Here is a 12,742-nt window from a genome sequence, read left to right as displayed (position 1 = left end):
CCCCCACACCACCCGGACCACGACCGACCCGCCGACCACACGCCGGTATCCCTCTTGGAGAAGCCTCCGGGGGCGTGGATCGCACCTCCCGGCCGCGGTGGACGGCCAGGCAACTCCGAAGGCACGCCGGTAGATCGCCCACCGTCCGCAGCGCCCCGACGCCGCAGCCACGGCGAACCCCACACGGAGACGGCGAACGACGACGACTCGACCCCAGCCGCGGATTCGCCTACACCCGGCGACGCCGAACCCCCGCAGGAGCGGCTCGACACCACCGCGCCGGCCAGCGTGCCGCTCCTCGATGCCGCCTTCGGCCACCACGGCAACCGTCAGCTGCACATCGCCGTCCTCGGTCGGCTCCACGTCACCTTCCACGGCGGAGATGACGGCGGCATCGACGTCACCGGCCCCCTGGCCCCCCGGCACCGCGAGCTCCTCGCCTACCTCACCCTCCACCCCACCGGCGTCCACCGGGACGTGCTCTGCGTCGCTCTGTGGCCCAACGCCCCCCGCGACCGCCCCCACAACGCGTTCCACGCCACCTTGAGCCAACTGCGACGCGCCCTTCGCACCACCGCCGAGCCACTGGGCGACACCGTCCGCCACCACGACGGCCACTACGCGCTCAATACCGACCTGGTCACCGTCGACCTGTGGCAGCTTCAAGACGCACTGGCCGCACACCACCGCGCCGGCAGCACCCCCCAACGGCTGGCCGCGCTGAGAACCATCGGCGACCTCTACGGCGGCGATTTCGCCGCCGATGTCGCCGGGGACTGGGCGGAGACGCCGCGCGAACGACTGCGCCGCGATGTCCTGGACGCGCATAGCACGCTCATCCGTGCCCTGCGCGACAGCGACCCCGAACAAACCCTCGCCCTCCTGGAACAGGCCCGCGGCATGGATCCGCATAATGAGGCCATCTATCGTGGAATTGCCCGCGTCCAGGCCCTTCTCGGCCACTACGACGCTATTTCCCGCACACTCTCCCTCCTCGCCACGGCTCTGGCGGAAATCGACGAGGAACCCAGCAAGGAAACCGTCACCTTCCTCGAATCCCTCAAGAAAATCAAGGTGCCAGATTCCCGAAGCGGTCCACGGGCAGTATAGTGATAAGCTGTGGCTGCCCGCCGAGGTGTCGGCGCACCCAGATAGAAACGGCCATGGGAATCCCGTCCGTGAAGCCGACATCGCCCGAACGAAGACGCGCGTATCGCAAGCTTGCGTGGCGCCCAGCCCTCTTCCCCTGAATGCGGGCGCGGAAATCCGGGGCTCATCCAGAGGGGGCGCAGAATACGGCAGATGGCGTGGCGGTCAGGGAATCGGCGACACTGAAGCATCTAAAGAATGGCTCTGGATGGGTCTTGCTGATCCGGCTACCCCACTCCTTGCCGATCTGTATGCTGCTCCGTATACCCCTCAGACGAGAACCCCTCTCGCGACGCCTTGTCGCAGGTCAGCGGCTATATAGCTCCTACGAGTGTAGCGTCCGACTCGCATGCATCCGCGAATGTGAAAAATAGTGCGACGGGGCGATGGCTTTGGCTGGTTTGCTTCTCCGTGGCATGGAATGCTTCCGGTAATTCTGTTCCTCTGCTTTATCGTGGGCCAGCTGCTTCTTGTGCCTCATTCCATGCTGCTCGCTGTCGCGCATGATGCCTTTTCGATGCTCTGCCGGTCGCCTCTCGATTCAAGTGCGGTGGAAAAGAATCTTCGAATTCTCGCTCCTGGCGGGTTTCGCCGACGCCTATATGCGGTAGAAATGAAGATGTCGAGACGTCTCGCATAGGGCGGCGTCGCGAATGGACGGAGCAAGCTCATGGCGGAGCAGATTTCCGCGACCACAAGCGGGGAAGTTGTCAAAGTCTGGGACATCTCCCCCGAAGCCATGGCGCGCGTGAGCACCGAAGACTTCCACAACATACGGGACTTGGCACTGCGCTACTGCCGCGTGGTGGACTCCACCCGTTCACGCAAGCGCATGGACCGAAGCGCCACCGTCGCGCCGGGCGGACGACGTGCGCTGTACGGCACCGACGACGTGAGCGACGACGTGAGCCAAGACGCCGTGATGATCTTCGCTAAGCGACTGAGCAAGATCATCGAGACCTGTGAGGCAGCCGCTTGCTGGGTGGACACCCGCGACGTTTCCGCCTGGCAGTACGTGCGCAAGGACGGACAGGTGATCATCGTCACCCGTACGACCATTCAGCGCTGGGCTGTCAAGGATGCTGCGCGGCGAAACGGGTACCGGCTGGACGTGGCGCCAGACGAGATCGACACCATCCCGGGGGCGCAGATCATGCGCGGCGTGCCACACGCAGACACGTTGACCGCTCTGGCCGTGACTCCCTACCTTGCCGGTCAGAGCGACGTGATCTTCCGTGCTGCATGGGGTGATGGGGCCGAATTCCCCACCCTGGGCGTGATGCTGGGCTTTGCCAGCAACGCCAGTGATCTCGGGCGGGCCGGAGTCATCAGCAAAGCCGCTCAGGCCATTCACGGTGGGCGGCGTCATTCACGATCCAAGGTGCTCCGCACCCGGGATGCTGCGCGTCGGGAGTGGAGGGAACTGCGCGACGCGCTGGATTCCGTGCGCGACGATCTGATCTATGAGTCCACACGCGGACGGTAGCCGGGCCGAGACTGGGGGCCGAGTCTCACGACTCGGCCCCCAGTCATGCCCGGCGGAGGAACTCTCCGGAATCTTTTCCCATGTGTTCGACGATCGGGCACTTCCCGCCGCCGTATTCAAGTGAAGGCACACAACGGGCCCTCAGCCCAGCACACGCAGCCGGAACGGCGCACTGCACCGTGCGCGTGTGTGTTGCTTTTTCTGCTGACATGGTGGATGGGGAACGACTACCGACCGGGTCGGGTTTGGCGACTTATATGTGCCCGGTCGGAAGTCTTCCCTCTGCAACAGCGGGTGCGCTCGTGCAGCCACAGATCCTCGTCACTGGCAGTCAAGGAAGCGATCTGGGGCTTTTCCCGTGTGCTCGACGATCGGGCGCTTCCCGCCGCCGTATTCAGGTAGGAGCGCCATAAGGGCGCGTCACGCGAAAGTCTGGACATGATCAACGCCAACCTGACACCCGCTGTCATCGATGCCCGGCGTGACTGCGACTGGGTACCCGCACAGGAGTTGCGTGCCCGTGACCGGGTGTTCTATTTCGGACGCCTCGTGACCGTTCTGGCGGTCGGCATCACCGAGGAGCCGTCCGCCGTCTCCGCTGATTCGACGGTCACACGTGTTTCCGTCATCGCGGACTGGGAGCTGCGGAAGTTCTCCGAATGGCGGGTAAGCGACGCCATGTTCGGCAGGTACCGCGAGCAGTACGAGTCATAGGTTGCTGCGCCCGAGTACGTGTCGTGCGCCTGGCGCCGGTAAGCCGCTGGTTTCCGTGAGGAGTTCCGCAACTCAGGCACCCGGACACCGGGGCAGGCCACGGGAATCAATCTTGAAGGATTTCGGTCGCGTTCGACGATCGAGCACTTCCCGTCGCCGTATTCAGGTGGGAGCGCGGAACAGTATCCGGCTGCCGAAGAACGCCGTTGGCAGACTTTCCGCGTGTGGACATTTATTGGTCACTGCCGGAGGGAGGATCATGAACATACGAGGGGTGTCCCTGGGCAGCTTCTGCGCGATCACCGAGGATGTGTCGCGCAGGGGCTACGGGGGCAACGTGACCGTTGCCCGGGACGCGCACCCGGCGCGGCGGAATGCGATCGTGGCGCGGCTGCGTGTTTCCGACAGCCGTGGCCCGGGGGCGCGGACGTCGGCATCCGGACGCCACGGGCCGTACGCCTGCTGGCACGTGGTGCGCGATGTCCTGCGGCAGATGTTCGTCGTTGTCCCGGACGCCACGGTGCGCACCGCGTTGCTGACCTACCGGGGTGAGTCGGGCTTCCTGCGTGATTACCCGGCCACGGCGTATCACAACGTGGGTTCCGGGTTGTACCCGGCGCACCTGCCCGACCTGTGTGTGACGGCCGGGTGCGGGGAGGCGGGTCCGCCGTTCCTGTGGCAGCCGGAGGAGAACGCGACCCCGGCGCTGCTCGACGACCGGGAGGTGCTGGCGCGCATCGAGCGGGAGTTGCTCGAAGCAGACCGGACATCCCCTGAGCCGCTGGCCTTCGAGGGCCCCGACTCCCTGCTGGGTGTGCCGGACCTGGCCTACCTCGGCCGCTGAGCGACCGCACCATCCCACGCCTGGGCGTCCCGCACTCGCCTCCGAGGGATCCCGGGCGGGACGGCCGCGCGCCGCCGCTGGTCCGGACCTGGCCCACCTCGGTGGCGGGGCGGTGCCCGGCGATCAAGCCGATTCCGCCCTCGCCGCTGATGGGCGCGTGCGGGAGCGGCCAGCACCTCACGGAAGAGGAAGGGTTGATGGAATCGCCGACGGTCGCCCGGTTCGGAGGGCAGTGGCACGGGTGGAGCGACCTGCTTGGCGAGTGGCTGCCTTTGCCGCTGACGCCTGAGGCGGACGACGACTGCGTGCGCGCTTTCTGCACCGCGCACGGCACCACCGTCCGGATCATGGAACGGCACAACAGCCGCTGAGCACCGCGCGCAGTGGTGCCCGGCGGTGGTCGGTTGACCCATTTTCAAGGAGAAAGCAGACGGCGGGGCCCGAGAGGAATCTCGGGCCCCGCGCCGTGTCCGGCAGACTCGGGAAGGAGATCGCGGACATGAGCGAGAACGGCACGTGGGGCGCGGCCCCTGCAACCGCGCTCTGGCACGGGGAGATCGTCTACCGCTTCGCCATCATCGAAGGCGACGGCCGGGCGGTCTTCCCGGCGACGAAATACACCCATGGGTACAGCAACGATCCCTTTCCCGACCCCCGAGGGATGTGCCCGGCAGAGGGCGAGGTGCTCGCGGAGACGCTGACTCGCCAGTGGGGACGGGGCACCATCGAGCCCCAGCCGGAGGACGGCCCGCAGGCGCGCGAGTTCCGGGTCTGGTGCGAGACCAGTGATCTCCTCGGCGCCCCGGGCACCTACCGGGAAGCGGCCGACGTGCTGCGCGCGGCGGTCCGCACCGACATCCGCCGCCACGGCCAGGAGGCGGTGAACGGTGTGCTGTCCACCTTCGGCTACTCGATCCAGGTCGTCAAGGATGGCGCCGACATCACCCAGAGCTTCATGGACAACCACCCGGACTGCCCGCTGGACGATGGCGTGATCGCCGGGGAGGGGGCGTGCTGATGCATCTGCATAGGGGAAGCAACATGCCCGGATGCCTGCCGGAGAGCGCCCAGGAGTGCTTCTGCTCGCTCCCCAAGGCCCTGGATGCCCTGCGGTCGGAACTCACTTTTCTCCAGGGTGACTTCTACGAACGCTGCGACGGCGAGTGCCGCCCAGACGGGAACGGCGATCCGTGCGCGTGGTGTGACGTTGCCGGAGACGTTGACAGCGCGCTGTCGGCCCTCGCGGACGGGGACGCCGCCGGGCTCCTGCGGCGGACGGGGGAGATCGGCTGGACCTTCAGCCCGCCGGAGGGCCCCGACATCCACCATTGGTGCGCCCGCATCGAGCGGGGCGCCGACGTCTGCGCGCTCGCCGGAGACCTGCTTGCCTGAGCCCATCCCCGGCGCGAGCACACCCCTCCGGGCGACCGGGCCGCGCGCCATACCCCCGCTCGCCCGAGCGGTGCCGGATGCCGGGGCTGTCGGCACCTGTCCCCTCTCGCTACTTCACGAGGAGGTACCGCATGCCCAAAACCCCCACCCCCGTGACCGTCGCCGAGCTGATGCGTCTGCGGCGAACCCTGCCGGGCGGCGCGGCCATCGTCCTGGCCGGCGACCCGGAGGGCAACTGCTTCTTCCCCCTCGCCCTCGATGTCAACGGCCGCACGGGCACGGTGGACCCGATGACCGAAGGGTTCCGGCAGGGCCCCACCCTGCGCTCCCCGGTCCCCAACGGGATCCCGGCCGAGGCCGTCTTCGCTGTCTTCCTCTACCCGCGGGCTGACCGGAAAGGAGGTGCCCAGTCATGGACGAGATGGCACACGACGCGCGGATGAGCGCGGCGCAGCGTGCCGAACGGGTCGAGCCGCTGTGGCGGACCTACCGCAGCCGATACAGCGGCAGTCTGGTCCGCGACATGATCGCGGACCTGCTGCACCTGATCACGGTGCAGGGCGGGGACCCCAACCACGAGATCGACATCGCCGTGCGGACCCAAGCGGCTGAAAGGGACGGATAACGTACCCCACCCGGGCCATTCACGAAGGGCACGGGCCGCGCCACGTCGCAAGCAGCCGACGGCGGCCGTGCACGGCGGCGCCAGCCTGTGCCTCCGAGACGAGAAGAGACAGACAGGAGATCAGGAAGCGAGGAACTGCGATGCATGTGAGCCGAAACGGCGAGCTCTGCCATGTGGAGATCTTCCGCCGGGGACAGGGCTCGGTCATCGCCGACGGCGGCGATGACCAGCACATCCTGCCGGAGCCGATACAGACCGTGCTGAAGAGGCACGGCTTCGAAGCGCACTTCGTGCCGCCGACTTTCCGCTGGTACGCACTGCCTACCGGTCTCGGTGAGGCAGAGGAGAACGCCCGCACAACCCGTGCCGTGGCCGAGCTGGTGGCGGGCGGTTGGAGGGTCGAGCTCGACCCTGAGTTGTATGACCCCCGCAGTGACGAGCGGACCCTTCCCCCGTCCGACGTCGACGGTGCGCCGGAGGGCGATGGCTGACTCACCGCCAGGCGACGGAACCGAGTGAAGCACGTGGCCCAAGCTGTCGCGTCGGCGATCTGGTGCCCCTGGGCGCACCGCGCCTCGCCGGAGCGGATATCGCCGGACGTCGGCACCGGTCCTTTTGGGCAAGCTCGGCTGCCGCGCCCCCGCCCCTCTGGGTGGGGGCGCAGCCCTTCTCAGCCCCTCCGCACCCGCTGGGATGGGAACCGCCCTTTCCCCATCCGATCCTGCCGTCGGCCGTGTGGCCGACAGCCCTCGGCTGGGCTGACGCGCCGCAGGGCGGCGCACATCACGAAGGAGGTACCACCAGCATGGCCAACGCTGATCTGCTGCGCCGGACCCTGGCGCACATCAAGGCCCACCCCGAGCAGTGGGACCAGACGGCGTTCCGGTGCGGCTCCACCGGATGCTTCGCGTTCCACGCCGCACGGCTGGCCGGGGCGGAACTGACCGCCCCCGAGCCGGACATTGTGCGATGCGGCTCCACCATCCCGAACAGCAACTCCAGGGTGGTGTTCAACGACGCCGCGCGGTCGCTGGGCTTCACCGAGAACGACCCGTGGCTCGGCATCGGGGAGTTCGCCAGGCGTGCCCTGGCCCTGACCGATGCCGAGGCCTCAGCATTGTTCGCCGCGAGCAATTCCTTTGGGGACCTAGCCGAACTTGTTGAGGAATACGCGGCCCAGGACACCTGACCCGCACGGACAACGGCCCGTCCTCGCTGTCACGGCGTGCGGACGGGCCGCCCGACCCCAGCCTCCGGCACCACGCTTCGGCCCGCGCGGCGCGGCGCAGCGCGGCACGCCCGCACGCCCGCTCTCCTTCCCCCTCCCTCCCGGGGCGGGCGTGCGGGTCTGCGGCGCTGCGACACATCAGGCCACGGCCCGGCGAGCGGGGACCACCCCCGCCGAGATCCGGCCGGACCTGCCGGAGGACCCGTTGGAGGAGACGATGAGCGATGACCGTGAATACTTCCGATTCCTGACCTACCAGTGGGACGTCACCAGGGCCCAGGAGATCGCCGCCGGACGCCCGGTGCACTACTTCGACCCCCGTTCCTGGTTCGGATGGCTGGGAGCCGTCCGCATCAACGAGGAGCACGTCGCCGATGCCGACCTGACCCGCCCTCTGATCGTCGTGAAGATCAAGGAGGCCGGGGGCGATCCGTTGATCATCGACGGGTGGCACCGCCTGGCTCGGGCCGCCCGCGAGAACGTGACCCGGCTGCCGGTGGTGGTCTTGGACGAGACCCAGGAATTCCAGGCACGGGTCTTCGGCGGCGCCAAGGGACGGCCGCCGTTCAGCCGGTAGTGAGCGCGGGGCCCGCGATATGGGACTCCAGGGAGAGGAGGATGACGAACGGATTCCGACAGTATCTACGGCGCGGTGATCCGCGCGCTGCGGGCGGCGGGATCGAGGCCCGTCTCGAAGGCGCCGCGGGAAGCCCGATCCTTTCCCGGTCGGGCAAGTCCAGGATTCAGGTCGCCCTCGCCTGCGAACGCCCGCTGCCTGCCGCTCCTGCGATGGAGGTCGAGGTGCGCGTCGACGGGGGAGGACGGTGGCCGGTACTCCCAGCATCGCCCCACCCGGTGTCTGCTCAGCCTGCCGCCACACCTTCACGGGCCCCGACGCCGTGCTGTGCACGCGCACGGGCGAGGTGGTGTGCGAACGGCATCGCCCTCTGCTCCTACCCGATGCCGTTGTGGGCATCGGCCCCTACCACCAGGTAGGTCCCATTCAGCTAAGGATCCAGCGCGGGTCGAACGCCGTAGCCCACCGCCCATCCTCGGGGCCGTCGCACAGCGGCGCGGCGACGCCCGCACTCAGCTCGGACGGGAGGGAGAGGAAAAGAAAGAAGAAGGAGGAGAGAGCCATCACTGACACGTACGTACTCGAGGAGTACCCCGACGACGAGGACCGCGAGTTCTGGGCACGACAGGACGGGCCGATCCGCCACACGCTGGAGTTCCAGGAAATCGGCGACGCCGTCACCATCGCGCTGTGGTCGGAGGTCACCGCACTGGACGCGGCGGCGTGGGAGTCGCGGGTCGAGCTGGCCATCAGTTACCAGGACGTCGCCAGAATGCGGGACCGGCTCGCCCGGATCTGTCAGCACCATAAGGAGCACCGCCGCTGCGACTTCTGCTTCGCGACGGATCCGCAGTGGGTCTTCGTCGTCCCGCGCGACGTCCTCAGCTCCGACAGCGCTCTGTCCGGTCTGTCCGGCGACGGCCGGTGGAACGCCTGCCAGGACTGTGAACCACACGTGTCCGGGAGAAACGTTCCCGCTCTGGTGAGCCGCTTCATCGCGGCACTCCGGGATTCCGCCCACCCTTATGCGAACAACGACAGCGGGCTGGCGGAGATCTCGGACCTTTACACCGACCGGTTCGAGACGCTGCTGGCCGTCGCGCTGGACAAGCGCCCCCACCGGCCCTGACGCACGGAGGGGGAGAGGGTACGCAGCGCGCTCACCCCGGCCCGGGCAGAGGGGACCTGCTCAGAAAATCTTCCCCCCGACCCGACGATCGGGGCGAGCCTTCCTGTGGCCAGCGATGCGGAGGGCAACCAGGTATCCCCGGCTCGCGGGACTTCGGGGAGGGCTTGCCAGGACCCCAACGGCTGCGCGGGTGAGGTCTTCCCGATGCCCGGGCACTGGAACATGCGACGCTGGACTGCGCGCCCGGTATCCGGGGCATTCCGGCCGACTCCCCCGCCGCCGTAGTCTTCTGTCCCACGGCCTGAGTCGATGCTGGCGGCCCCGTTGGCATAGCGCTTCCGGAGGGGCGAGCCCTCAGCCGCGGGGGAGTGGGACGTCATTCCCGCCGCCAGCGAGGGCTTGTCCTCCCGGGCCGATGCACAACCAACCCTTCGCAAGGGCGGTCGGTGCGCCTCCGGCGTGGCCGGCTGTTCGGGGCACCCCGGTGCCCTGCCTGAGCGCAGGGTTCTCCGGAAGTTCGCCGAACACGGACTGCGCGGACGACAGCGCCAAGATCGCCGCCACGCTCGTCCGCCGGCTGTGCGACCAACTATGAAGTGACGACGACGGACAGGGCCGGAATGCCCGATGCCAGGACCCCGGCCTCCCGTCTCCCAGACCCCAGCATGCTGAGGAGGACAGCCCGCCATGGAAGCCGGCGACCCCTATGACGCGGTGATCGGCGCTCTGCGCGCGACAGGAATCGAGGCGCGCCTGGAAGGCGCCGCGACAGGCGCGATGATGATCATGGCCTGCCACCGCGACCGCGAGGTCCGGATCACAGACCTTGATCCGCCACTCCCGGAGAACCCGCAGAACCTGACCGGCTGGTGGGTCGGCGTCTACCAACTCGATGCCGATGGTCATCCCCTGACCGACAGCCCCGGCAGGGAGGAGGACTTCGCCCCCGAGGACGTCGCCGGGCTGGTGACCTGGACGGCCAACGTTCTGCGTTTGCCGTCTGGCTCCTGACCCTGCGCGGTCGTCCGCCTGATCGTCCGGAGTCCGCCCCGCCCGGGGCCTGCGGTCTATGAGGATTCCTCGGCCCTGCCCAGGGGCGTCGTCATGCCGCGCTGCCGCCGGTGAGAGCCATGGGGATTCACCGTGCTCGGGCAGGGCAGCGGCCCCCGGGGACAGACGTCCGAGATCGCGGAGGACAGCGGTCTAGAAAATTGACGATCGGGTGTTCTTCGCGGCCGTATTCATACGAAAGGTGTTGGAGGCGCGCAGCGGTCGCTGTGCGCCTCCAACACATCCGGCAAACACCATGTGGAGGGCGCGCGCCTTCTCCACATCGTTTCAGCGAACCAGAAAGGAGGAATTCAGCATGTCCAAGGAGACCCTGAACTGGCTGAACAAGAACTCGCTGATCGGATTCACCGGGAAGCGGGGGACAGCCTGGCACTACCACCGTGGTCTACAGGGCACCGAGTCCAACCACTACACCGGGGCCATACCGGTCGAGGATGTCCACCGCCGACTGTTCGACTGGGAGGCGGTGCCCAGTGAGGTCTACGTGAAGAACCCGCTCACCGGGCAACCCAGGCTGGATCGCGAGAAGGTCGCGTTCTCTCGCAGCGACACCGGCCGCGTGCTGGGGTACTTCGGCCCGGGCTACGAGCCGCACCCGTACGCGGAGTGGCTGCTGCAGAAGGTCGCCATGTTGCTGGACGACGAACTGGCGATCGGCTCGGCCGGGTTGCTGCGCGGCGGCGCGATCGCCTGGGTGAGTGTGGAGGTGCCGGAGAACGTCGTCACCCCCGAGGGTGTGGCATTCCGCCCGCACCTGCTGGCCGCCACGAGCTTTGACGGCTCCCTGGCCACGACGTACAAGCGGGCCATCACCAACGTGGTGTGCGACAACACTATGTCGGCCGCGCTGGGCGAGGCGGGCGAGGCAATCAAGGTCAAGCACTCGCGGCGCTCGGCGCTGCGGCTGGGCAAGGCGCGGGACGCGTTGAATCTCGTCTACCAGGTCGCCGACGCCTTCACCGACGAGGTCGCGCGTCTGTGTCGTATCGAGGTCAGCGACCGCCAGTGGCGGCAGTTCCTTGAGGCGCACGCCGAACTGCCGGAGAAGCCGGGACGCGGGCGCACGCTTGCGGAGAAAAAGCGGGAGTCGTTGACGCGCCTGTGGACGAACGACGAACGGGTCGCACCGTGGCACGGAACGGCCTTCGGTGTGGTGCAGGCGGTGAACACCTACACCCACCACGAGCAGACCGTGCGCGGCACCACCCGGCAGGAGCGCAACGCGCTGAGGGCCGTCAGCGGCGACATCGACGGGGTGGACCTGGCAACCCTGGACACGCTGACCAGCGTGCTCGACCGCGCAGACCTGGCCCGCGCGGCCTGACCCCGCCGCCCCTGGTTGGGCCCCGGCTGCCTGCTTCTGGGGCGGGTCGGCCCTCGCCCGCCCGCCCCGGATGCGGCCAACTCCCCGGCATGGCCGCAGCCACGGTGCCCTGCCGCCTAACCGGCTCCATCCACCCAGGGCGCAAAACGGAGTAACGGGGGTGCGTCGTCGCGCATCACGCTTGCTCAGCCCTCGTGACGGCGCGCTCCGCTTTCCGCTACGTCTACAAAGCGGCAGGCCGCGACGCGATGGACTGTACCGCCGTCGAGGCCCTCACGGACGCCACGGCGATCCTCCACCTCGACGAAGGCCGGTGACGGCCGGGCGTCGCTCTCCCCGCGCCTCGGGTCATTGTGCCCACCTGACGATCTCTGCCCGAGATTGACGCCCTTCCACCCCCCAGGTGTGGGAGCGCAGTGGCTCACCCGCGGATCACCGCTCAGCCGCCCTGTGCCGGGTCCTTGGGCACCGGGCGATACCGCACCGTGCTCCGCAACGCTGCCGGGCCACCGCCCCGCCCTTGGCCGAACGGCGCCCTCACCTACCTGTTCATCCGCTTGCTCCTGAAGGGAGGAGGTCATGATTCGCCTGGACGTCTCTGCGCGACGGCGTACCCAGTTCGTGCGCAACATCCTGGGGGTGTGGCATTCCGCCACCGCCGAGCAGGAGCAGCGCGGGCGCGCCTGGTACCGCACCGCCCATCACCTGGCCGCCAGCCTCACCGGGGGCGATGCGAGAGCGGGGGCCGGCGTGATCGCCGCCCTGTCCGCCAACAAGTCGTGGGAGCAGAATGTGTCCTTAGCACGTCGGGCATGCGAAACCAGCCTGACCGGCGGGCACGTGCGAGACGCCCTGACCAAGGCCGCGGCGATCTTGGCCGGAGCCGACCCTGCGGACCTGTTGCCGATGGATCGGAAAACCGGGGCGTTCTTCCGCTGCATCGCAGATCCCACCGACGACCACGCGGTGGTGATCGATCGCCACGCCCACGACGTGGCGGTGGGCCACGTCTACGGCAACCGGGACCGGGGCCTGTCCAGCCTGCGCCGCTACGAGCTGCTGGCGAACTGCTACCGGCAAGCTGCCCGTCGGCTGGGGGAGTTGCCCAGCACGGTCCAAGCGGTCACCTGGATCATCCACACCGACCGCATCGGGGGGACCGGCACCCGCCGCCCCCGACCCCACACCTGGCCGCCCCTGAAC

General features: G+C 68.3%; 16 protein-coding genes. All 16 read left to right on the top strand.

What is annotated here, in order from left to right; all coding sequences use genetic code 11:
• Nucleotides 1-288: 288 nt before the first annotated feature.
• Entirely contained in the window at nucleotides 289-1,110 is an 822-nt protein-coding gene (locus ADY01_RS23785; protein ID WP_049577403.1) for an AfsR/SARP family transcriptional regulator, read from the top strand.
• A gap of 709 nt (nucleotides 1,111-1,819) precedes the next feature.
• The gene (locus tag ADY01_RS23780) at nucleotides 1,820-2,635 is read left to right on the top strand and encodes a hypothetical protein (RefSeq protein WP_063784328.1); all 816 of its coding nucleotides are present in this window, start codon (nucleotides 1,820-1,822) and stop codon (nucleotides 2,633-2,635) included.
• A 438-nt stretch (nucleotides 2,636-3,073) separates the two neighbouring features.
• Nucleotides 3,074-3,349: a hypothetical protein gene (locus ADY01_RS23775; RefSeq protein WP_159001375.1), complete on the top strand. Its 276-nt coding sequence runs from the start codon at nucleotides 3,074-3,076 to the stop codon at nucleotides 3,347-3,349.
• A gap of 259 nt (nucleotides 3,350-3,608) precedes the next feature.
• Nucleotides 3,609-4,193 carry a hypothetical protein gene (locus ADY01_RS23770; protein ID WP_159001373.1) on the top strand — a complete coding sequence of 195 codons (585 nt, stop codon included), beginning with the start codon at nucleotides 3,609-3,611 and terminating at the stop codon, nucleotides 4,191-4,193.
• 197 nt (nucleotides 4,194-4,390) lie between these two features.
• On the top strand, nucleotides 4,391-4,564 hold the full coding sequence (locus ADY01_RS39270; protein ID WP_159001371.1) for a hypothetical protein: 174 nt from the start codon (nucleotides 4,391-4,393) through the stop codon (nucleotides 4,562-4,564).
• A 128-nt stretch (nucleotides 4,565-4,692) separates the two neighbouring features.
• On the top strand, nucleotides 4,693-5,211 hold the full coding sequence (locus ADY01_RS23760; protein WP_159001369.1) for a hypothetical protein: 519 nt from the start codon (nucleotides 4,693-4,695) through the stop codon (nucleotides 5,209-5,211).
• A complete protein-coding gene (locus ADY01_RS23755; RefSeq protein WP_159001367.1) occupies nucleotides 5,211-5,585 on the top strand; it encodes a hypothetical protein in 375 nt (124 codons plus the stop codon). Before ADY01_RS23760 ends, ADY01_RS23755 begins: the two co-directional genes overlap by 1 nt.
• A gap of 131 nt (nucleotides 5,586-5,716) precedes the next feature.
• Nucleotides 5,717-6,028, top strand: coding sequence for a hypothetical protein (locus ADY01_RS23750; protein WP_049577384.1), 312 nt, complete (start codon nucleotides 5,717-5,719; stop codon nucleotides 6,026-6,028).
• Nucleotides 5,998-6,210 (top strand): hypothetical protein, encoded by a 213-nt coding sequence (locus tag ADY01_RS23745; protein ID WP_049577381.1) that lies wholly within the window; start codon nucleotides 5,998-6,000, stop codon nucleotides 6,208-6,210. Before ADY01_RS23750 ends, ADY01_RS23745 begins: the two co-directional genes overlap by 31 nt.
• 140 nt (nucleotides 6,211-6,350) lie before the next feature.
• Complete coding sequence (locus ADY01_RS23740; protein WP_049577378.1) at nucleotides 6,351-6,701, top strand: hypothetical protein; 351 nt, start codon at nucleotides 6,351-6,353, stop codon at nucleotides 6,699-6,701.
• 314 nt (nucleotides 6,702-7,015) lie between these two features.
• Nucleotides 7,016-7,399, top strand: a complete 384-nt coding sequence (locus tag ADY01_RS23735; protein ID WP_049577376.1) for a hypothetical protein — start codon at nucleotides 7,016-7,018, stop codon at nucleotides 7,397-7,399.
• Between the two features lie 256 nt (nucleotides 7,400-7,655).
• Nucleotides 7,656-8,015: a ParB N-terminal domain-containing protein gene (locus ADY01_RS23730; protein WP_049577373.1), complete on the top strand. Its 360-nt coding sequence runs from the start codon at nucleotides 7,656-7,658 to the stop codon at nucleotides 8,013-8,015.
• Between the two features lie 391 nt (nucleotides 8,016-8,406).
• Entirely contained in the window at nucleotides 8,407-9,144 is a 738-nt protein-coding gene (locus ADY01_RS23725) for a hypothetical protein (RefSeq protein ID WP_049577370.1), read from the top strand.
• A 687-nt stretch (nucleotides 9,145-9,831) separates the two neighbouring features.
• A complete protein-coding gene (locus tag ADY01_RS23720) occupies nucleotides 9,832-10,155 on the top strand; it encodes a hypothetical protein (RefSeq protein ID WP_049577368.1) in 324 nt (107 codons plus the stop codon).
• Nucleotides 10,156-10,510: 355 nt separating this feature from the next.
• A complete protein-coding gene (locus ADY01_RS23715) occupies nucleotides 10,511-11,539 on the top strand; it encodes a DUF932 domain-containing protein (RefSeq protein ID WP_049577365.1) in 1,029 nt (342 codons plus the stop codon).
• A gap of 579 nt (nucleotides 11,540-12,118) precedes the next feature.
• Nucleotides 12,119-12,742, top strand: a 624-nt coding sequence (locus ADY01_RS39885) for a DUF7178 family protein (protein WP_063784327.1), incomplete at its 3' end; no start/stop codon positions are given.

It is taken from the genome of Streptomyces sp. SBT349 (assembly GCF_001083795.1).
Classification (GTDB): Bacteria; Actinomycetota; Actinomycetes; order Streptomycetales; family Streptomycetaceae; genus Streptomyces.
This window is presented reverse-complemented; position numbering and strand designations above follow the sequence as displayed.